19 protein-coding genes and 4 tRNA genes are annotated in these 20,939 nt (G+C 41.7%); 5 read left to right on the forward strand and 18 right to left on the reverse strand.

The annotated features are described in order from the left end of the window. Window positions 1-322: 322 nt before the first annotated feature. From rplA to murB, 10 genes are all read right to left on the reverse strand, one after another. A complete protein-coding gene (gene rplA, locus HRT96_RS13680) occupies window positions 323-1,021 on the reverse strand; it encodes a 50S ribosomal protein L1 (RefSeq protein ID WP_293157678.1) in 699 nt (232 codons plus the stop codon). Window positions 1,022-1,029: 8 nt separating this feature from the next. Continuing rightward, a complete protein-coding gene (gene rplK, locus HRT96_RS13685) occupies window positions 1,030-1,458 on the reverse strand; it encodes a 50S ribosomal protein L11 (protein ID WP_067048320.1) in 429 nt (142 codons plus the stop codon). Between the two features lie 185 nt (window positions 1,459-1,643). Then, window positions 1,644-2,186: a transcription termination/antitermination protein NusG gene (nusG, locus tag HRT96_RS13690; protein ID WP_067048322.1), complete on the reverse strand. Its 543-nt coding sequence runs from the start codon at window positions 2,184-2,186 to the stop codon at window positions 1,644-1,646. A gap of 4 nt (window positions 2,187-2,190) precedes the next feature. Then, the gene (gene secE, locus HRT96_RS13695) at window positions 2,191-2,568 is read right to left on the reverse strand and encodes a preprotein translocase subunit SecE (RefSeq protein WP_019442535.1); all 378 of its coding nucleotides are present in this window, start codon (window positions 2,566-2,568) and stop codon (window positions 2,191-2,193) included. 331 nt (window positions 2,569-2,899) lie between these two features. Beyond that, window positions 2,900-2,975 (reverse strand) — tRNA-Thr (locus HRT96_RS13700). 5 nt (window positions 2,976-2,980) lie between these two features. After that, window positions 2,981-3,055 (reverse strand) — tRNA-Gly (locus HRT96_RS13705). A 19-nt stretch (window positions 3,056-3,074) separates the two neighbouring features. Beyond that, a tRNA-Tyr gene (locus HRT96_RS13710) sits at window positions 3,075-3,159 on the reverse strand. Window positions 3,160-3,187: 28 nt separating this feature from the next. Next, window positions 3,188-3,263: transfer RNA gene (locus HRT96_RS13715), tRNA-Thr, on the reverse strand. A 149-nt stretch (window positions 3,264-3,412) separates the two neighbouring features. Continuing rightward, on the reverse strand, window positions 3,413-4,372 hold the full coding sequence (gene birA / locus HRT96_RS13720) for a bifunctional biotin--[acetyl-CoA-carboxylase] ligase/biotin operon repressor BirA (RefSeq protein ID WP_293157686.1): 960 nt from the start codon (window positions 4,370-4,372) through the stop codon (window positions 3,413-3,415). Window position 4,373: 1 nt separating this feature from the next. Next, entirely contained in the window at window positions 4,374-5,423 is a 1,050-nt protein-coding gene (murB, locus tag HRT96_RS13725; RefSeq protein WP_293157689.1) for a UDP-N-acetylmuramate dehydrogenase, read from the reverse strand. A 65-nt stretch (window positions 5,424-5,488) separates the two neighbouring features. On the opposite strand from murB, the gene HRT96_RS13730 reads away from it, so the two are divergent. Continuing rightward, window positions 5,489-5,929 carry a GNAT family N-acetyltransferase gene (locus HRT96_RS13730; protein ID WP_293157692.1) on the forward strand — a complete coding sequence of 147 codons (441 nt, stop codon included), beginning with the start codon at window positions 5,489-5,491 and terminating at the stop codon, window positions 5,927-5,929. A gap of 66 nt (window positions 5,930-5,995) precedes the next feature. Next, the gene (locus tag HRT96_RS13735; protein ID WP_293157695.1) at window positions 5,996-7,054 is read left to right on the forward strand and encodes a 3-deoxy-7-phosphoheptulonate synthase; all 1,059 of its coding nucleotides are present in this window, start codon (window positions 5,996-5,998) and stop codon (window positions 7,052-7,054) included. A gap of 378 nt (window positions 7,055-7,432) precedes the next feature. Here HRT96_RS13735 and glpX read toward each other — a convergent pair whose 3' ends face one another. The 3 genes from glpX to HRT96_RS13750 all read right to left on the reverse strand — a co-directional run bounded on the left by glpX (window position 7,433) and on the right by HRT96_RS13750 (window position 11,178). Further along, window positions 7,433-8,449, reverse strand: a complete 1,017-nt coding sequence (gene glpX, locus HRT96_RS13740) for a class II fructose-bisphosphatase (protein WP_293157698.1) — start codon at window positions 8,447-8,449, stop codon at window positions 7,433-7,435. A gap of 120 nt (window positions 8,450-8,569) precedes the next feature. Beyond that, window positions 8,570-10,486, reverse strand: coding sequence for an MOSC N-terminal beta barrel domain-containing protein (locus HRT96_RS13745; protein ID WP_293157701.1), 1,917 nt, complete (start codon window positions 10,484-10,486; stop codon window positions 8,570-8,572). 47 nt (window positions 10,487-10,533) lie between these two features. Next, window positions 10,534-11,178 carry a lysoplasmalogenase gene (locus HRT96_RS13750; RefSeq protein ID WP_293157704.1) on the reverse strand — a complete coding sequence of 215 codons (645 nt, stop codon included), beginning with the start codon at window positions 11,176-11,178 and terminating at the stop codon, window positions 10,534-10,536. 208 nt (window positions 11,179-11,386) lie between these two features. On the opposite strand from HRT96_RS13750, the gene HRT96_RS13755 reads away from it, so the two are divergent. Next, window positions 11,387-11,533: a hypothetical protein gene (locus HRT96_RS13755; RefSeq protein WP_174216931.1), complete on the forward strand. Its 147-nt coding sequence runs from the start codon at window positions 11,387-11,389 to the stop codon at window positions 11,531-11,533. Between the two features lie 35 nt (window positions 11,534-11,568). Here the strand turns inward: HRT96_RS13755 and HRT96_RS13760 are convergent, their stop codons facing one another. Beyond that, on the reverse strand, window positions 11,569-13,191 hold the full coding sequence (locus HRT96_RS13760) for an ATP-binding protein (protein WP_293157707.1): 1,623 nt from the start codon (window positions 13,189-13,191) through the stop codon (window positions 11,569-11,571). A gap of 269 nt (window positions 13,192-13,460) precedes the next feature. On the opposite strand from HRT96_RS13760, the gene HRT96_RS13765 reads away from it, so the two are divergent. Beyond that, on the forward strand, window positions 13,461-14,843 hold the full coding sequence (locus HRT96_RS13765; protein ID WP_293157710.1) for a DEAD/DEAH box helicase: 1,383 nt from the start codon (window positions 13,461-13,463) through the stop codon (window positions 14,841-14,843). Window positions 14,844-14,965: 122 nt separating this feature from the next. Then, entirely contained in the window at window positions 14,966-15,877 is a 912-nt protein-coding gene (locus HRT96_RS13770; protein ID WP_293157713.1) for a DUF808 domain-containing protein, read from the forward strand. A gap of 97 nt (window positions 15,878-15,974) precedes the next feature. Here HRT96_RS13770 and HRT96_RS13775 read toward each other — a convergent pair whose 3' ends face one another. The 4 genes from HRT96_RS13775 to HRT96_RS13790 form a co-directional block, all read right to left on the reverse strand. Continuing rightward, complete coding sequence (locus HRT96_RS13775; protein WP_293157799.1) at window positions 15,975-16,511, reverse strand: YaeQ family protein; 537 nt, start codon at window positions 16,509-16,511, stop codon at window positions 15,975-15,977. 171 nt (window positions 16,512-16,682) lie between these two features. Beyond that, on the reverse strand, window positions 16,683-19,196 hold the full coding sequence (gene torA, locus HRT96_RS13780; protein WP_293157716.1) for a trimethylamine-N-oxide reductase TorA: 2,514 nt from the start codon (window positions 19,194-19,196) through the stop codon (window positions 16,683-16,685). Window positions 19,197-19,209: 13 nt separating this feature from the next. Then, entirely contained in the window at window positions 19,210-20,403 is a 1,194-nt protein-coding gene (torC, locus tag HRT96_RS13785) for a pentaheme c-type cytochrome TorC (RefSeq protein WP_293157719.1), read from the reverse strand. Window positions 20,404-20,434: 31 nt separating this feature from the next. Further along, entirely contained in the window at window positions 20,435-20,599 is a 165-nt protein-coding gene (locus tag HRT96_RS13790; protein WP_293157721.1) for a napE protein, read from the reverse strand. Window positions 20,600-20,939 lie beyond the last annotated feature (340 nt).

Genomic DNA, 20,939 nt, shown 5'->3' on the forward strand with positions numbered 1-20,939 from the left:
ACCAATATCTTGCCTTAGCAGTCACATCAGTCGAACCATTACGGCTTGGATTCCAGAAAAAATAAATTCTTCAGAGGTCCTGCACCATCTACGTAGGAAAGATCAAGTATTAACTAAAATAGCCGATCATGATTAAGTCATTCTTACAGAGTAAGCACAACTCCTACGGTCTTGGACGGAAGCAAGTAACACTAAGTATTAAACTTGATGTACCTACTTCAACCCACATTTTTTGCTCATCGGTTAATATTAATAAATTAGTATTAACCGACCAGCTAAATTTAAGGAACCAAATTATACTAAATAATTTCGTTCCTGTAAATTATTTAGTCTCTACAGTTGCAACATCAACAGTTAGACCAGCACCCATCGTAGTAGATAGGCTGATCTTCTTGATGAATTGACCTTTAGCAGAAGCAGGCTTCGACTTAGTCAATGCTTTAAGTAGAGCTTCAAGGTTTTCTTTGATGTTACTAGCTTCAAAATCCACTTTACCGATAGTAGTGTGGATGATGCCAGCTTTGTCGTTACGGTAACGAACTTGACCAGACTTAGCATTTTTAACTGCAGTCGCAACGTCAGGAGTTACTGTACCAACTTTAGGGTTTGGCATTAAACCACGTGGACCTAGGATTTGACCTAGTTGACCAACAACACGCATAGCGTCTGGAGATGCGATAACAACATCAAAGTTAAGCTCACCGGCTTTAACTTGTGCAGCTAGATCTTCCATACCTACGATGTCAGCGCCAGCAGCTTTAGCCGCTTCCGCGTTAGCACCTTGTGTAAATACTGCAACACGTACGTCACGACCAGTACCGTGTGGTAGCACAGTAGCGCCACGAACGTTTTGGTCAGATTTACGTGAATCAATACCTAAATTGATAGAAACGTCGATGCTTTCTTTGAATTTAGCAGATGCTAATTCTTTAAGAAGTTCAACTGCTTCAGTGATTTCATATTGCTTAGTTACTTCCACTTTTTCGCGGATAGTACGCATACGTTTAGAAAGTTTAGCCATGTTCAGTATTATCCTTCTACGTTCAAGCCCATTGAGCGAGCTGTTCCAGCAATAGTGCGAACCATTGCATCTAGATCAGCGCCCGTAAGGTCTGGTTGTTTAGTGTTTGAAATCTCTTCCAGCTGAGCGCGAGTAACAGTACCCACTTTATCAGTGTTAGGACGACCAGAACCAGACTTGATACCTGCCGCTTTCTTAAGTAAGAAAGATGCTGGAGAAGTCTTTGTAACGAACGTAAACGAACGATCAGAATAAACTGTGATAACAACTGGAGTAGGTGAACCCTTCTCTACAGAATCTGTTTTTGCGTTAAACGCTTTACAGAATTCCATGATGTTAACACCGTGTTGACCTAGTGCAGGACCAACTGGTGGACTAGGATTCGCCATACCAGCTGAAACTTGCAGCTTAATATATGCAGTAACTTTTTTAGCCATTTTAATTTACCTTAAATATGGGTGCGAACGCTGTATCCGACATGAATACTAGCTTCCCGAAAAACAAGGGCAGCGAATTATAGATATAATCGCTGCCCTTGCCAAGCATTTTGTTGAAGTTTCATTCAATAAAACGCAATCTTTATTGTTTTGAACTTTACCATTAACCTAATAGGTTAATGGTATTAGCCTTTTTCTACTTGACCGAAATCTAATTCAACCGGTGTAGAACGACCGAAGATCAATACAGAAACTTTTAAGCGACTTTTTTCATAGTCAACTTCTTCAACCACACCATTAAAGTCAGCAAATGGGCCGTCAGATACACGAACCACTTCACCCACTTCAAATAACGTTTTAGGACGCGGCTTATCAATCGCGTCCTGAAGACGGTTAAGAATGCGGTCAGCTTCTTTTTGGGTGATTGGAGCTGGACGCTCTTTAGTACCACCAATGAAACCAAGTACACGCGGTAAACTGCTTACCAAGTGCCATGATTCATCGTTCATTACCATTTGAACTAAAACGTAACCAGGAAAGAACTTACGTTCACTCTTGCGACGTTGACCGGCACGCATTTCAACAACTTCTTCCGTTGGAACAAGTATGTCGCCGAAATATTCTTCCATTTCGTGGATCTTAATATGTTCAAGTAATGTTTTTTGAACACGACCTTCAAAACCGGAAAAGGCTTGAACTACGTACCATCTCATTTTCTGTTCAGACATGAACTTATACCTTTACATCTGTGATAAATGCAACTACACGAACTAGAATACCATCTAGTCCCCATAGCACTAACGCCATAATAGCGGTAACAACTAATACGATAAGTGTAGTTTGGATCGCCTCTTGGCGCGTAGGCCAAACTACTTTACGTACTTCTGTTCTTGATTCAGATGCAAATTCAAGCGCATTGCGCCCTTTACTTGTCTGCAATGCAATGCCACCAGCAATAACAGCGGCAATAATTACAGCAACTGCGCGGATTAACACTGATTCTTCACTAAAAATATTGTTACCAATAACTGTGCCAATTAGAATTATCGCAACTAGTACCCATTTTACGGTTTCTAGTGCTTTTCCTTGGTTTTCAGTATTTGAAGTCATACTACTAACCTGTACCTTAAGACAAAAAAATCCGCTGTTACACGGTGATGGCAGTGGCAGGAGGAAGAGAATCGAACTCACAAACATCAGTTTGGAGACCGCCTTTCTACCAATTTGAGCTACCCCTACAAACGGAGCACCTAATTATAGGGGCTTTCATTTTTCATGCAAGTCATTCGTAAATAATTATGAATAATATTTGAATTACAAATAGCTTAAATAGATTATGATTAAATTTGTTTTTGATTTTTTTTAACGTGTGGTTATTTTTAAGGCGTAGTCATTTGATATGAAGAATAAACAGAAGAAGAAAACAATTAACCTGAAAAAATGGTGCTGATACCCAGAATCGAACTGGGGACCTCATCCTTACCAAGGATGCGCTCTACCGACTGAGCCATATCAGCGAATTTGGAGCGGGCGGCGGGAATCGAACCCGCATTATCAGCTTGGAAGGCTGGAGTAATAGCCATTATACGACGCCCGCATGCGTCTTGAATACAAAGTGGTGGAGGGAGAAGGATTCGAACCTTCGAAGGCTGAGCCGTCAGATTTACAGTCTGATCCCTTTGGCCACTCGGGAACCCCTCCACATATTGTACTTCAGTAACGAGTTAAATGGTGCCGACTGCCGGAGTCGAACTGGCGACCTACTGATTACAAGTCAGTTGCTCTACCTACTGAGCTAAGTCGGCGGCGTCACTTAACGAGGAGGGATATTAGAGTAAGCCCCTACCTCTTGCAACCTTAATCGATAAAAACCAGTTTTTTTTTATTTACATGGCGAATTATTAGCCATTTCGACTAAGCTTCGACTCGAAAACATGAATAAAATCCATTTTGGTTATATTTCAGCGCGTCGCAATGATACTTCACCACCAACGAATGGGCTAATAACACCGTCAATTTCTAACAATAATGCGCCACTATGATCGATCCCTTTCGCGATACCGTATTTTTTCTTGTTACCTATAGTCAATACCACAGGGCTATCTCTAAACGCATCACAACAATTCCACTCTTCAACAAAGTGTCCAAAACCAAACGACTCGAAATCAGTCAAAATTTTGATTAAGTGAGTTAAATAAGACGTCGCTAATGCATTACGATCAAGCGAGTGCGGTAATTGTTGATTGATATCAGTCCAAGCTTGGTCTATCTCTAGCCCTGCTTGCAATGGCATATTAACGTTAAGCCCCAAGCCGATGACTAAATGGCATTCACCACCAGCAGTAGCAATGATTTCGACCAGTACACCTGCAATCTTTTTACCATCCACATACACATCGTTCGGCCATTTCAATTGGGTATTAACAATACCCAGGTCGGTGAGTGTGCGTGCAACAGCAATGCCGATGACTAAACTTAAACCGGAGGCAGCTTGGATCCCAGCATCTAAACTCCAGTAAGTACTGGTATAAAGGTGCGAGCCATAAGGTGACACCCATTTTTTACCACGGCGTCCGCGCCCGGCAGTCTGATATTCGGCAAAGCAGCTGTGGCCTTTCTGTAATAACGCGGCTTTATCTAATAAATGCTGATTGGTCGAGCCTAGCACTTGATGGCTCTCGACAGTCACACCACTCCCTGCAGCAATCTGCTCAGCATCGAGTAATTGCAGCGGAGCAGATAGTTTATAACCTTTACCTGTCACCTTAAATACATCTAGGCCTATTGTTTCTAGTACCTTGATCTGCTTACTCACGGCCATGCGGCTTACACCGAGCGTTGCACCTAACGCTTCACCCGAATGAAACTCACCATCAGCAAGTAAGCGAATAAGTTGCTGCCGTGAAGTCGTCATATTAACCACGACACACCTCCGCTAAGTTAGTCTCTCCGTCACGCCCCATAAATCTAACCTCATGCTGTAATTCAACACCAAAGCGTGTCTGCACTGTAGTTTGGATATGTTTCGCTAACGCGACAATATCACCCGCTGTCGCAGTTCCCGTATTGACAATAACCAGCGCTTGCTCGGTATGTACTTGCGCGCCACCTTGTTGATAACCTTTTAGTGCACATTGGTCTATCAACCAACCCGCGGCTAATTTTATATCACCACCGGCTGGATAATGCGGGATATTGGGATGCAGGGCGACGATTGCGTTAAATTGTGCTTTATTGATGATCGGGTTCTTAAAGAAACTGCCCGCATTACCCAGTTTATTGGGATCGGGTAGTTTTTGTTGACGCGTCAGGCAAACCTGTTTAAAGATCGCCAATGCCGAGGTTTTATCCCCTAAACTCGCTAACGGGCCATAATTTATTTTGGCAATCCAAGGTTTGTGTAATTTAATACCGACAGCGGTGATCACGGCGCTATTTTTAAGTTCACCTTTAAAAATACTGTCTCGGTAGCCAAATTGACATTCTGCTGGTGCATACCGATGTACCGTTAGAGTCTCAATATCAAGTACATCAACATAATCGCAGACATCCTTCAATTCAACACCATAAGCACCAATGTTTTGTACTGGCGCGGCACCGACGACTCCCGGGATCAACGCTAGATTTTCTAATCCATCATAACCTTGAGCCAATGTCCATTGCACAAATTCATGCCAATTTTCACCAGCTGCTACGTGTAAGTACACCGCATCCTCAGCCGCTTCATTCACTGTGATACCCGTTAAGAAAATACGAATAACGAGTCCATCAAAGTCATCACAAAATAACAAATTACTGCCGCCACCCAGAATTAAGCGCTGGGGCGCGGGGAGTTGCAGCGCTAACTTAAGCTCACTTAACGTCGTCACTGTGACGAACTGCGAGGCATAAGCATCAACTCCAAAACTGGTATAGGGTTTTAAATTGTGATTTTTTAGTATTTGCATGAAATAATTAACACTCATAAGGCATAATTCCCTGCAGATAGTAACGTATCTGCAGGCAAAACCGAATAATAAAAGGTCACGAGATGCAGTTTCAATGGTTAAATAAAATAGAGAACCCGCTAGTTAAGCCCTTCTATAAGCAATACCTACCCTATTCAAGACCCAATAAAGCCGAGCATATTGCCGTTTTAAAAGATAATAGAAAACAGGGCAATACCATTATCGCCTGCGCGAGACTGCGCCCTATCGGTGAGTTATCTTTATTAACAGGGATGTTGGTATCGCCCGACTACCGTGGTCAACAACTCGGTCATCAATTATTACGCGATATGCGCCCGCACTTTGAGAATAATAAGACCTTTACTTTTGCCCTGCCTCATCTTGAACACTTTTATCGTCAGCATGATTTTTATCCCACAGCGCAAGCGCCAAACGATATCCAACAGCGTTTTTTAGCCTATCAAAAACAAGGAAAAACACTGCTGTTATTAGGCTTTGATGATTCTAATCAAGCTGACATCTGATTATCTTTATAATAATATGAAATTACGTTAAGCTGATCACAGCCCATAATTAGATTAATAGACATCATGACAATTAAAACAGACGAACTTAGAACTACCTATATCGACCAGGTGATCACTCCAAGTCAACTGGTTAAAGAGTTTCCATTATCTGATAATGCCGCACAGCAGATCATCAACAGTCGTCGTGAAATCGAAGCGATTATTGCAGGCAAAGATAACCGCCTGCTGGTTATCATTGGCCCTTGCTCAATTCATGATACTAGCGCCGCCTTAGATTACGCTCGCCGTCTAAAACCATTGCAAGAACAGTACAAAGACAGCTTAGTCATTGCAATGCGTGTGTACTTTGAAAAACCACGTACCATTGTGGGCTGGAAGGGTTTGATCAGCGACCCTGATTTAAACGGTAAATACCAAGCGAATAAAGGCTTACGTTTAGCTCGTAAACTGTTAGTTGATATCAGTGAAATCGGCTTACCAATCGCTACCGAATTTTTAGACATGGTCAACGGTCAATACATTGCGGACTTAATTAGCTGGGGTGCCATTGGCGCGAGAACCACCGAAAGCCAAGTGCACCGTGAAATGGCATCCGCGTTATCTTGTCCTGTGGGTTTCAAAAACGGTACTGATGGTAATACCAAAATTGCCATTGATGCAGTACGTGCAGCACAAGTATCACATATATTCTACTCGCCCGATAAAGATGGTTTCATGACGGTATACCAAACCCACGGTAATCCATTTGGTCATGTGATTTTACGTGGTGGTAAAGAGCCGAACTATGACAAATCACACATCGACGTGGCGACCAAAGCATTAAGTGATGCAGGTTTAACACCGTCTGTCGTGGTTGATTTTAGTCACGGTAATAGCCAAAAGCTCCACACCAATCAGCTACTTGTTGCTGAAGATGTGATGGCGCAAATGCGTACCGGTAGTATGCAGATTTCAGGTATTATGGCTGAAAGTTTTATCGAAGAAGGCAACCAAGCCGTTGTAGCTGGCAAACCGCTTGTTTATGGTAAGAGTATTACCGATGCTTGCCTCCATTGGCAAGATACTGAAAAATTACTGGCAGACCTTGCCCAAGCAGCAAGTGATCGCATCGCCATCGTATAAGCTCAGTACTATACCCATGGCCATTCAAAATGCTAATTCAGAGGCCAGCTTGAACACCAGAATAAGGCGCAATATGCAGAGAATGGTTATTCCCTTTTCAAATATTGCAACGCAGTGCTGGTTTTCAAGCTGGTCTCCCGCAGGGCAAGGCGAGAGGTAACCATCTTCGGTGTTATGAAGTCTTGATTTAGAATAACTAGATCATCAACTTCATGCCTTGAATCTGGTCACCTCTCGACTTGCTGATTTCTGCATTTTGAATGGTCATGGGTATATAATAGAATCAGTATTACATATAGACCATGCTAAAAAGCCGCGTTCATCACGCGGCTTTTTGTTATCTCATCAATCACGCTTCTAATTTTATAAAATGATGTATTATAAAATGATTTTTTGTAAATCTGCACTTTTTCGGTTAAGCATATGCGTTGATTGAATACGACGAATGGTGCCCGACTTACCACTAATAACCAAAGTTTCCGTCGTGGCAATATTACCTTTACGTTGCACACCTTCCACCAGATCGCCTTTAGTGATCCCTGTTGCGGCAAAAATTACATTATCTGTTTTCGCTAATCTATCCAATGGTAAGATCTCACCCACCACCAAACCGAGCGCCTGACAACGTGAAATTTCAATTTCACCTGCCGCGCGGTTTTCAGGAGTATCTCCTTTGACATCATGGCGTGCTAATAATCGCGCTTGCATGTTGCCACCCATTGCCCGAATAGCCGCGGCTGAAATTACCCCTTCTGGCGCACCACCGATACAATACATCATATCGACGTCACTATCTGGCATGCAGCACAAGATAGATGCGGCAACATCACCATCAGCTAATGCAAATACCCGTACGCCCATGGCTTGCATGGCTTTAATTTTATTATCGTGACGAGGTTTGGCTAACGTAACAACGGTTAACTCACGAATATCTTTATTCAATACTTTAGCAACATTACGAATATTGTCTTCCAGCGATAAACTTAAATCAATGGCGTCTTTAGCGCCTGGGCCAACCACTAATTTTTCCATATACATGTCAGGTGCTTTTAGAAATGCGCCTTGTTCACCGACAGCCAATACGGCCACAGCATTAGATTGCCCCATTGCCGTCATCCGCGTACCTTCAATCGGATCAACGGCAATATCAACTGCGTCAGCGCCGGCTATTTGGGTGCCGACTTTCTCACCGATATACAGCATTGGCGCTTCATCGATTTCGCCTTCACCAATAACAATTTCACCATCAATGTCGATTTTATTTAGCATCACACGCATGGCTTCAACAGCAGCTCCATCAGCAATATTCTTATCACCGCGGCCTAACCATTTATAACCAGCAAGAGCAGCGGCTTCAACAACACGCGAAAATTCAATGGCAAGTGTACGATTCATCTCTTAATTCCTATATATAAATAGGTACACTTTAAAGTACCACCTACTTAATTACAATTTGAGAGTCTTAATATTTAAATCTAATATCTAAAACTAAGCACTCCCAATACAACAGCATCATTATGCGCTAATCACCACATCCGTTTGTGGAATGCAGCTACACGCTAATATCTTCTTCGCCTTTTTACCATCATCCGTCAATGCATGGTCGGCAAGCACGCGCACTTCACCGGACTCTAACGTCACTCGGCAAACGCCACAATAACCCGCACGGCAGTTATAGGGAATGTTGACACCATTTTTTTCAGCTTGTTCTAATAACGTGGTTTTGTTATCACCAACAAAACTGGTATCCCAACTATCCAATAAGATAGTCACTGGTTTACCTGGGGTATCAGAATGTTTATGATCGCCAAAACTCTCTTGGAACTGCTGGTCAGCAGGCACATTCAATGCCGTGAGTGCAGTCGCCATTGTCGTCATAAAGGTTTCTGGACCACAGACATACGCAGAGCGGTCGCTAATATCACGCACCACATCAGCCAACATTTGCTGATCAACACGTCCTCTTAAACCACTCCAATCGCTGTGGATACTTTCCCCCGTCAGAGTCAGTACCAAGCGCATATTGGTATGTTGACGAGTCAGTAACTGTAACTCATCAAGGGCAATCAAATCCGCAGAGGTTTTAGCACTGTAGAAGAACACGATGTCTTTATCACATTCAGTATCCGCATAATAACGCGCCATCGATAACATCGGGGTGATGCCACTCCCCGCTGACAGCAGTAATAACTTGTGCGTCGTCGCAGTAAACGCATGGAAAGCGCCACGTGGTGATGACGCCCCTAAACGACTGCCAACCGTTAAATTGTCATTCAACCAATTCGATGCTTTACCATCAGGTACGCGTTTTACCGTAATAGCTAATAAATCAGGTCTGCTTGGTGAAGATGACAAGGTATAGTTGCGCATCACCAGATCCTGACCAATTTTTAAATTAAGGGTAATAAATTGACCGGGTTTATAATTTAATAACGCGGCAGGTTCAACACGAAAACGAAAAGTTTTAGTATCTGGCGTTTCATCAATAACCGCGACACAACATAGCTGTCGGGTTTCACCTTTACCCCATAAGGTTTTGGCTTGTTGCACTGCGGGGTGTTTCACTATCGCTTTGGGCGCTGATACCACGGATTTCTGTTTAGGTCGATGGTCGGCATAAAACTTCGGCTGGTGATACTCCAATACTTCGATACTGTCGCCAAGCTTAATCTCGGCCGTATTATGACTAATCAAATTTTGGCCGAAATCAATCCGACCATCATTATCTTTACGGAATAAATTCAATGTTTTAAGCGGTTCTTTGTCGTCAGCAAAACGGGTTTCACCAGGACTCAAGGTTGTAAAAATACAGCGCTCACAAGCTTTAACTAATTCAAATTCAGCATCACCAATTTTGATCCGTTTCCAAGTATCTTCAGCAAAAGGCTCACAACCCGTGACCACCAAATTAGTCCGAAATTGACGCATGTCTATTGCTCGCGAGGTGCTACGGTTTAGTTCATCGAGGGAGGCTTGTGAGATTAATAACAGCGGGTAACCATCAGCAAAACCGACTTGTTTATCAACGTTAGCAACTTGGCGTGACGATTTGTCGCCAAAATAAAGTAACTGGCAGTCAACGCCCAAAAACTTAGTTAACCATCGATTCATGTCATCACTGCAGCGTTGCCCTTGAATAGCCGTCCCCCAAACAGTGACATCCGTATAATCTTGTTGCAGCTCTTTAAAGATGAAAGCAATCGGGGGCATGTGTGGCGCAGAAAGCATAATACCTTGCGCAGAAACTTCAATCTTGATGGTCGATATTTTAGGTTGAGTTCGACCGGTAATAAAGTGTCCTTGCATGTCACTAATAATAAAGCGGCGATCATGCTCTAAGCCCATTTCACTGACTTGAGAATGCGTTAAGTTAATTGCTTTTGCCGATTTTAATGGATAAATAGCAAGTGCTGATAATTTTATTTTAGCCACGAATTAATTCCCTTACTGTAACGACGTTAACACCTTCAGATAACTGGTCATATAACTGAGAGCGCAATAAAATACTGAGCAAGATAATAGCTTACAATAATAACGCCATAAGCACTATGGAACTGTTTTTTAAATCTATCGAATGCCAGGGTCGCATCTGAACACAAAAATACTAGCGCACCAATAAAAGCATAAAGACTGGCGGTATTATCCAAGCTAAAGTAACGTTCGCCACTGATCCACGCCATGACCACGATGATACTCATATACACAAAAACAGGCACTTTCATTGCCGCTAACGATGGCCATAGTATGGTTAAATACACCATTGCTATGATGGTTAAGGGCAAGATAAGCGCCCAAGAATAACTCAGTTCAACGTGCATCGAGAACGCAATAATATACGTAAGGTGAGCTACCAAAAAACTCAATAAACCGGGAATAAATCTATCTTTGGGTAACATAAGAAATATATCGCCCAAGGTTGAGAGCAATAAACCCAGTAAGATCAGCCAGACATAATCATTAAGTTCAGGCGCTAGATACCAACACAGTGCAGTGATCGCAAGTGTCGTGACGGGCTTGAATACATAGAATAACCATTTTCGGTCTTGGTAAGCACCATACAGATGCAGCAATGCACACACAGAAATAATCACAGAGCTCATCATTAACGTCGTTGTAAGTTCCATTTTGACTCTTCCATTGCATCGAATAAATACTCGATTCTGAGTCATTTCCATCATCACATACAAGTATTAAAATGCGATATATGTGCGCGGGTTAACACTTACAAACATAACAACCTGTAATATTACTAAAATAGTAGACAGAAATTAGCGAACTAGTCTAATTTATTCACTCATAAAACTTCTCATAGCACGGATGGAGATTATCACCATGGAACAGCAACAAGCATTACACAATCATCTTATCGCGATTGAAATGTATATTTGCCATTTAGGTAAAACATTTGAAGAAGCTTGTGAAGAACTGGATCTTGATATTACTGACCAGCTTGCCCTAAAAAGCATGATGGTGGCATAGGTAAGCCGTAAATAGCTGAAAATGCTCGGATAACGCTATTCTTCTGAACCGGTTTTAATTTTTTTATTGATCGGTAATACTACATCGGAGAGTGGCATTTCAAAACCGAGCACACGTACAGTCTCGTCAATTAAGGCTTGTTTGGATATCGGTTTATTAATACAGCCTTGCATCTCTGCATGTTTGCACTTCACTAAATCAAACTTAGCCGTATCTTCAGCCAGTGCAATGATGGGGGTGTTATTATTATCACTGCTACCAGAACGCAGCACTTTCGAGGTCGCAATTTCATCAGTCCCCGGTATCTGCATATAAATAACATCAAACTTATACTTAGGAATAAGTTCTAGTGCTTCTAAACCTGTATTTGCGGTAAATACCTGCATGTGTAGTTGCATCATCGTTTGCTGAAAGACAATCTGATTGATCTTATTATCCTCAACCAATAATACTTTTAATCCCGCTAATTTATCAACGGCGAGATCATTGCTGCCGACAATATGCTGGGTTCGTAATTGATAAGCTCGAGGTAATCTTAAATTTATTTTAAACTGTGCGCCGTCGCCTAATGTGCTGTCGACTTGTAAGCACCCATGCATCAAATTAATGAGACGTGAACACGTCGGTAAGCTTAACCCCCCGCTTGGCAAATTATTTGATTTATGATGATAAGCCTGTTGCTTGCTATCAAATAAATCCGCCAGTTTAGTCGCTGGTATGCCGATACCAGTATCACTGATAGTAAATACCAGTTCCGCCATTTCATCCTGCTCATTCGTGCCATCAACATTTGTACAATCAACTTTAAGCTCAACAAATCCTCTATCAGTAAATTTCAACGCATTGGCAACTAAATTTATTAAGACTTGCTGAAGACGAACAGGATCACCAATATAGAAACGATGTAAATTCTCGTTATAATTCAAGCTAAAACGTACGCGTAAGTTATGACAGATTAATGGACGAAGCGAGGTATAAACTTGATCAAGTATGGCTAATAAGTCAAACCGTACTTTTCCTAACTCTAAATTCCCTGACTCTATTTTAGAATAATCAGCAACATCGTTAAGCACCATCTGCATGTGATTGGCTGAGTGTTTCATTAATTTCAAATATTCCATCGACTTCATGCCTTGCTGCATTTCACACAATAACTCCGCAGTGCCTAAAATACTATTCATTGGCGTTCGAATGTCATTCGTTAAGCTCTCGACAAACTGTTGTTTTGACTTCGCCAAAAGCAATTTATTTACCTTAGGTTCAGTCATGGTTTGAAGCTGCGAATTTAATAACTCCACCACCCCATCTAACTCAATATAAGGCGAACTAAATCGTTCATAATGATGGTCATTATTCGTCGTTACCGCTTGGCATCTTTGTTGCAGAACCGCCAACGGCTGAGAAACTAATTTGTGTAGTACGAGCTTGGAGATAACCAGTGCGGCAAGTAATAGCGGTAATACCACAAGCAGTATATTGACTTTAAGCGTCGTCAATAACTCGGAGTGTAGTGGTGCGGCTTGTTGACTCAGCACTTCAATAGTAATAAATATACTGGCAATCACCGCGGCTAGCATAACGAGCAGTAGCGTTCGTATTTTGTTAAATAACGAAGATTGTAAAATGACTTTACCTGAATCAACCTTGTTTGCCCGCATAGCATATATCCTTCTCTTTCCTATTTAATAAATTTAGCCAATATTGTCAAAATTGCTGCAATAACTCCTATTTTTTCGCGAATAGCAAATCTGTAATGCGCTTTTAAAAGGGATAATCATTTATTTCTGCGAGCATGTTCCGTTTATGCTGTACAATAGTAACGAGTGACTAGAAAATAGGCTTGGAATTTGAGCTGTGCTCCTATATAGTTCTCGCCCCTAAATAATTTCTAGCAATTATTTTTATTCTATTTTAAGAGGTAGCTTCTTTGCGCTTTCAAGATTTCGGTATCGATCCACGTTTAATCAGTTCAATCGAGCATTTAGGATTTGAACAAGCAACAGAGGTGCAGGAAGCAGCTATTCCACTTATTTTAGGTGGCTGTGACATCATGGCTACATCGCAAACGGGTAGTGGTAAAACCATTGCTTATGGTCTGCCAATATTACAACGTATGTTAAAGCAACGTCGTTTCGAACACCGCGCGGTACGTGCAGTGATCTTAGCGCCAACGCGTGAGCTTGCGATCCAAGTACATGCAAACATGAAGCATTTAGGCATGAGCCTGGATTATCAAATCCAATTGATTATTGGTCGTGAATCATTTCAGCACCAAGAAAAATTACTGCGTAAAAACCCAGAAGTATTAATTGCGACACCAGGCCGTCTGCTTGATCATATCCGTGAAAAATCAATTTCACTGGAGCACTTAGAATTCTTAGTGCTGGATGAAGCTGACCGTATGTTAGACATGGGTTTCCGTGATGACGTATCTGCTATTTCAAACAGCGCGCCAAACGTAAAACGTCAAACAATGTTGTTCTCGGCAACACTCGAGCACGTTGACGTCGCTAATATTTGTAATCAAGTATTACGTGCACCAGAACGTATCGAGATTAACCGCTCGAACGATCAACACGAGAAGATTGAGCAACGTCTATTTTTCTCTGACAACCTGACGCACAAAGAAGAACAGCTAGTTCATCTGGTTAAAAATGAAGACTATCGCCAACTGCTTATCTTCACCGCAACAAAGTTAGATACAGAACGTCTGGCAAAACTATTAATGGATAACGATATCGATGCCACTTCGATTCACGGTGACATGTTACAAAATCAACGTAAGCGTACATTGGAAGATTTCCGTCGTGGACGTGTTGGAGTATTAGTAGCAACAGACGTTGCCGCGCGTGGTCTTGATATTCGTACATTAAGCCATGTGATCAACTTTGATTTACCGATTAACCCTGAAGACTTTATCCACCGTACTGGTCGTACTGGTCGTGCAGGCGCAACAGGTATTGCAATCTCACTCGTAAGTCCAAAAGATTGGACTTCATTTGGGAAGATCCAAAGCTACTTAAAAGTTAAACTGCCTTGCACTATGTTAGAAGGTTTTGAAGCTAAATTTAAAGGCTTTAAACCAAAACCAGCGAAGAAACGTTTACCAGTAAGTAATAAAGGTCGTCCGGCTAAACTGGCGCGTAAAGGTGATAAAAACGCACCGAAACAAAAGCAGAATACGGCACCGAAACAAGATAAGAAACAAGGGATGCGCGATTCAATGGCAAGTGCCGTGGATGGTGGTTTCGCACCGATGAAGAGAAAGCCAAGAGCTGAAATCATCGACGATGGTCACGAAGAAGATTAATCCTAAAAACCTGCTCCCGAGCAGGTTTTTTTATTTATACTGGTTGTCTCTTTTTGTTTATCCAGTTTTTATAAGGCTTGTTATGAAACTGATTAACCAATTTAGCTCATAGGAGAGCAACCATGGCAGGATTAAGTTTAATCGCCCTACTCGATGATATTGCATCGGTACTGGATGATGTAGCACTGATGACCAAAGTCGCCGCAAAGAAGACGGCTGGTGTATTAGGTGATGATCTCGCACTTAATGCTCAGCAAGTGTCAGGCGTGAGTGCTGACCGTGAACTCCCCGTTGTTTGGAAAGTGGCTAAAGGTTCTTTTAAGAACAAAGCGATCTTAGTACCTGCCGCCCTACTCATAAGCGCTATTGCACCGTGGTTAATTACCCCATTATTACTTATCGGTGGCTTGTTTTTATGCTTTGAAGGTGCCGAGAAACTCCATCATGCTAAATCCACATCCGCTCATGAAGATAACAGCGATGATGATGCATTAGCGGGACTATCCGTTGAAGAATTTGAAGATAAAAAAGTCAAAGGCGCAATTAGAACAGACTTCATTTTGTCTGCCGAGATTATTGTTATTGCCTTGGGCACAGTACAAATACAATCCTTAACAACCCAGTTAACCGTGGTAAGTTTAATCGCCGTATTAATGACCGTCGGTGTTTATGGTCTTGTTGGCGCGATCGTCAAAATGGATGATGTCGGTTTATATCTCGTTAATAACAGCCAAGCAAAAAGTATTAGACACTATCTCGGTAATGGGCTACTGACTTTCGCGCCAAAACTAATGCGTTCATTAGCAGTGATCGGGACAATTGCAATGTTTCTTGTTGGCGGCAGTATTGTCATTCACAGTATTCCAGGCTCTCACGATATTATCCACACACTACTGACGATGTTACCTGATGCATTAGCGTATAATACTATTGTGACCGGAGTGACAGCGGTGTTGATTGATGGCTTAGTGGGGTTACTGGCAGGTTTTATTGTGTTGATGGTGGTGACGGGTATAAAAAAAATAAGAACTTAACTACATAAACAGCATGAGTAACGATAATGAGGACACCAACATACATCAGCGTCACCGTCGTTACTCATCAGTCAATATTCGTATTAAACGTTAAGGCTTAACACCAAACTTCAGGTTTAATCACAATACTGGTCTCGCCAGATAACACTTGAATATCTCCATCTTGGATCATCAATTGTAGCTCCATATTACGGCTATATAACTGCGCCATTTTCTCTGCAGTTTCATCATTAATAAACTGAATAGATAAGTTATCTGCGCTGTATTTTAGCTTCTTAAACCATAATGCTGCACTGCGATCGCCATAGGTATAAATCGTCGCTTTCTGTGCCTGGTTGCTGGCTTTTTTCAGCCGTTTTTCTGATGGCTGACCTAAATCAATCCACTGCTCAATCACACCAATATCAGATTTAAACCAGATATCCGGTTCTTCATCTTCGCCTAAGCCTTTAGTAAAGCTTAAACGCGCTTCAGCATCAACATTTAGCATCCAAGCAAGTAGACGTAACATCAGACGATTATCGGTCTCAGATGGATGCTGAGCCAGCGTCAGGGGAATATCATTAAGATAAACATGATTATCAAGATCAACGATTGATACTTTTGCTTTTAAAATTGTTGCTGTTAATGCCATGGACGTCACTAATAAAAGGAATATGACAGGCATGATACACCAGTCTTTAGATCAAGAAAGCTCAGGTCAAAAAAAAAGCCTAATAATCGCAAATTGCTTTCACAATCTGCCAACTATTAGGCTTTACCGGACCGGTTTAACGATCTATTTAATTAGTGTTTTACAACATCATTAAACGATTTCGATTGGACCACCGAAGGCATTAACGGCCGGAGCTTTACCTTTGAATTTCTCAAACTCTACCTGACATGTATTTGCCGAGGTTGCTTGCGCAAGTTCAGAGGTACCCACATCCATTGTTAAGTTGTTTGGATCGCCATAAGTACAAAGTGAGCCGATACTTTCGTCTTCAGGGCTATACCAAGCACCCTCTTCAATACGAATCACACTCACCGGGTAGTTATCATCAATGACGGCACCTGCTAGTAGCTGACCACGGTCGTTAAATACACGCACGATGTCGCCGTCTTTAATACCACGTTTCTTCGCGTCTACAGAGTTCATGTAAACGGGTTCACGACCTTGCACTGTGTACGTTGCACGGAATTTTTCTGATTCACACATTTGTGAATGCAGGCGTTTATTCGGGTGACAAGACTGCATCCATACAGGGAATTCAGCTGATTTAGGACCACCGTGTGAACGTTCTGTTTTCTCGAACCACATAGGGTGGCCTTTACAGTGCTCATAACCAAAACGCGCAATCTTACGGCTGTAAATTTCAATGAAACCAGATGGTGTACCCAGTGCATTAACTTCAGGATCTTCACGGAAGTCGGCATGACGCGTCCAGTTTTCACCGTCACCAAAGTGGAAGTAACCTTCTTTCCAGAATTCATGGAAGTCAGGCATATCCCATTTACCAACATTCGCATCTTTTGATTTGTTATATAGCTTTTCTAACCACTGAACTTCACTCTTACCTTGAGTATACTCTTTACTCTTACCCCAACGTTTCGTTAGTTCAGTAAAGATCTCAAAGTCAGTTTTAGATTGGAATAGCGGGTCAACGAGTTTCTTCATACCCAGTAAACCTTTGGCACGGTATGAACCATAGATATCTAAATCGTTACGTTCGTACTGCGTACAAGCTGGTAATACGATATCAGAAAAACGACACGTTGCTGTCCAGTTATAATCAATCGCGATCACAGTTTCCAGTTTCTGGAATGCCACTTTCATGTTGTTGCGATCTTGATGACGATGCCAAGGGTTACAACCCGTGAATACCATCATTTTGATATCAGGGAAGGTGATTTTTGAACCATTGGCTTCAATCACTTTGCCTGGATTTTGCAGCGCATCAACAAAGCGTGCTACAGGGATCGTAGAACTTGCGCCTTTGAAGTCTTTACTTTCGTGACGTGGTTTTTGGCCTGAATCAGGGTTACGTGGGAATGCACCCGCACCAACTGCACCAGAAGTAGGAACACCAATAGAGCTATAGTGATGACCATAGCTGATGCCACCGCCAGGTAAGCCAATTTGACCAATCATGGCAGCTAATACCGCGCCCATCCAATAGGGTTGTTCACCATGTTCCTGACGTTGAATCGACCAGCCAAATAATAATTGAGTACGACCGTTAGTAATTAAACGAGCGAAGTCACGGATGTCATCAGGCGATACACCACAAATTTCGCTCGCCCATTCCGGGGTTTTCTCAACTTTATCTTCTGTTTCACCCTGCACGTATTTCAAGAATTCGTCAAAACCAAGTGCATAAGTATCTAAGAATTTCTTATCATGTAGATCTTCTTTTACCATAGTATGTGCTACAGCAAGCATGAAGGGTACATCGGTATGTGGATTGATGTATCGGTGTTCATTACCTAAGAAGTTTTGCGTTTTGTTCTTAACCGGATCAACACTGATCACGCGGATTTTCTTTTCAGCAACTTTATCTCTTAGCGCTTCCAGATATTCAAAACTATCATGAGTTTCACAGTTCCAACCTACTTGTAGGTTTTTCACTGGATCCGTTGCCCATAAGATAATAGTTTTACTATTATCTAGAATTAACTGCCATGATGTACCCGGTGCATATACTTCTGTAGAACCAAGTACATAAGGCAGAATTGTTTGACCGGCACCCGTTGAGTAATCGCCAACATCTTTTACTGATGCACCGTGCATTGCGATGGCACGCGCCATGTGGCTACCACAGCTATGTAGTTGACCTGTTGCACGCCAACCGTTAGCACCTGTATGTAGACCTGATGGGCCATACGTATTCTGAACACGTTCTAATTCTTCGTAGAACATATCTAACGCTTGATCCCAAGTAACACGGATGAAGCGATTATCACCACGTTGTTTTGTATCACTCTTCTCACGGTTCAGATACCAATCTAAACGAACCATAGGGTAACGAACACGTGATGGACTATAGATAATTCCTTCAATGCCTTGCAGCATGTCCGTTGGATATTTATCTAACTCAAAGGCTTTAACTTCTGTAACCTTGCCGCCGTGGATTTTAGCGCGGAATGCCCCCCAGTGCGAACCAGTTAACTTCCATTCAGCACGCTCAGCTATTGTCGCTGCGCTTGCTGTTTTTGGTACTAATAAACTAGGACCAATCACCGCCACTGCTGATGTCGCCATCATACCTTTTAGAAAAGAGCGACGACTGACAGATACATTTTCATTTTTAGACTTTTTGTCTTTATTAAACATAGTCATACTTCTCTTTGAATTAGTGAGCATCTTTGCTGTAATCTGATGAATGGTTTTGTAGATATTTCAAGATAACATCGTGTGTATCACCATCTAAGTTCACAAAACCTTGCATGCCAGCAAACATACCAACCCAAGTATTTGCATCAAAATGAGCTTCTGCTGGTTGGGTATGACAAACACTACAGGTGGTTTGGTAAGCCTCTTTCGCGTAATCCCAAATGTTTTGTAGATTTTCTTCATAACCTTTTTTATCAACCCATAATGTGAACGTTACTTGTTCCCAAGGTAGACCCGTTAAATCATCTTCTTTCTTATCACCACGAACGAATAGCGATTCATCTTGTGATGCTTCTTTTGATAATGTGGCTTGCACAATGTTTTTAGCAAAATCAAAGTACAGTACGCGACCGTAACCTTTGGCTTTATGCCACGTCACTAGTTCAACTTGCAGACGTTTACCAGACTCCGCGATAACTTTAAACTTAGTCGCAGGTGTTAATACACCTAGGTACTCAGGTTCTTTAGCATCTATATAAAGTGGTGTTTGCACCAGAGAATAGTACTCTTTACCAATTTCAAATGAGTGACCTTCCAGGTTTCTCGCCATTTTACCCAGTTCACTGATTGCAGATGAATCCATTTCAGGTAGGTGGTGGGCAATACCTTTATGACAATCAAGGCAAGATTGATCACGCTCTGCCGCTTTACGCATTTGAACTTGCGCACGTTCAGACATTTTGGTGAAATCCATGCTCTTATAGTCATGACAGTTACGACATTCGAGTGAACCATTGGCTTTGAATCGAGCCCATTCGTTTTGCGCTAAATGTAAACGCTTAGATTCGAATTTTTCTTTAGTATTCACCGTACCTAACAACCAACCAAATACATCTTTACTGGCACGCGCTTTGGCAGCCATTTTGTCAGACCATTTGTGTGGAACGTGACAATCAGGGCAAGTAGCACGGACACCACTACGGTTTGACCAGTGGATCGTACTTTGAATTTCTTGATAGTTATTTTCTCTCATACTGTGACAAGAAATACAAAATGCTTCGGTATTGGTCGCTTCTAAAGCAGTATTGAAACCACCCCAAAAAATAACGCCGGCAATAAAAGCACCACAAGTCACAACACCTAAAGAGATATGTTTACTTGGTTTATTAAACACACGCCAAGAGCGAGCGATTATAGAGAATAATTTTTTCATTACTGTAATACCTGGATAATGATTAATTTGATTAATGCGTAGGTAGGCCAAAAAGGATATGACTCATCCAAATGACAAAGCCATAACCAAATACACTAATGGTGGCTAGGATTGGAAATAAAAATACGGTTAAGAAGAGAAATAACTTCCACTCACCTTTTTTTTCGGCACCTGAACTGCTTGTCTGTTGTTTCATTTTAATTCCTGCAACAATGATGATCTAAGAAATAAGGGGTGATTATAGCGTTTAGAACAGTGTAAAGTAAGGTAACGAAGAAAAAACTGTAACAGATCAAAGAAAACTTAATTCTAAAAATGCTTTATAAAACAACGCTTAATTGCGTCAATTTGTGTCATTTTGTGTCATTTTGTGTCATTTTATATAAAACAACCATGGGGATGTGACAACTTGTGAAGAGTTATGTCTAATTGCGTCAACTTATGTCAGGTGGCCACAAATGATCTCATCACATAATAATTAACCCGTACTTCTCTCTCGCATCAGGCCGTGATATACCACTACATTAGTTTAAAAA

This window comes from Moritella sp. (assembly GCF_013215705.1).
In the GTDB taxonomy this organism is placed as follows: Bacteria; Pseudomonadota; Gammaproteobacteria; order Enterobacterales; family Moritellaceae; genus Moritella.

Coding starts and splice junctions, on each gene's coding strand:
- rplA (WP_293157678.1), bottom strand. CDS start 1,021: ATGGCTAAACTTTCTAAACGTATGCGTACTATCCGCGAAAAAGTGGAA.
- rplK (WP_067048320.1), bottom strand. CDS start 1,458: ATGGCTAAAAAAGTTACTGCATATATTAAGCTGCAAGTTTCAGCTGGT.
- nusG (WP_067048322.1), bottom strand. CDS start 2,186: ATGTCTGAACAGAAAATGAGATGGTACGTAGTTCAAGCCTTTTCCGGT.
- secE (WP_019442535.1), bottom strand. CDS start 2,568: ATGACTTCAAATACTGAAAACCAAGGAAAAGCACTAGAAACCGTAAAA.
- birA (WP_293157686.1), bottom strand. CDS start 4,372: ATGACGACTTCACGGCAGCAACTTATTCGCTTACTTGCTGATGGTGAG.
- murB (WP_293157689.1), bottom strand. CDS start 5,423: ATGAGTGTTAATTATTTCATGCAAATACTAAAAAATCACAATTTAAAA.
- HRT96_RS13730 (WP_293157692.1), top strand. CDS start 5,489: ATGCAGTTTCAATGGTTAAATAAAATAGAGAACCCGCTAGTTAAGCCC.
- HRT96_RS13735 (WP_293157695.1), top strand. CDS start 5,996: ATGACAATTAAAACAGACGAACTTAGAACTACCTATATCGACCAGGTG.
- glpX (WP_293157698.1), bottom strand. CDS start 8,449: ATGAATCGTACACTTGCCATTGAATTTTCGCGTGTTGTTGAAGCCGCT.
- HRT96_RS13750 (WP_293157704.1), bottom strand. CDS start 11,178: ATGGAACTTACAACGACGTTAATGATGAGCTCTGTGATTATTTCTGTG.
- HRT96_RS13755 (WP_174216931.1), top strand. CDS start 11,387: ATGGAACAGCAACAAGCATTACACAATCATCTTATCGCGATTGAAATG.
- HRT96_RS13760 (WP_293157707.1), bottom strand. CDS start 13,191: ATGCGGGCAAACAAGGTTGATTCAGGTAAAGTCATTTTACAATCTTCG.
- HRT96_RS13770 (WP_293157713.1), top strand. CDS start 14,966: ATGGCAGGATTAAGTTTAATCGCCCTACTCGATGATATTGCATCGGTA.
- HRT96_RS13775 (WP_293157799.1), bottom strand. CDS start 16,511: ATGGCATTAACAGCAACAATTTTAAAAGCAAAAGTATCAATCGTTGAT.
- torA (WP_293157716.1), bottom strand. CDS start 19,196: ATGACTATGTTTAATAAAGACAAAAAGTCTAAAAATGAAAATGTATCT.
- torC (WP_293157719.1), bottom strand. CDS start 20,403: ATGAAAAAATTATTCTCTATAATCGCTCGCTCTTGGCGTGTGTTTAAT.
- HRT96_RS13790 (WP_293157721.1), bottom strand. CDS start 20,599: ATGAAACAACAGACAAGCAGTTCAGGTGCCGAAAAAAAAGGTGAGTGG.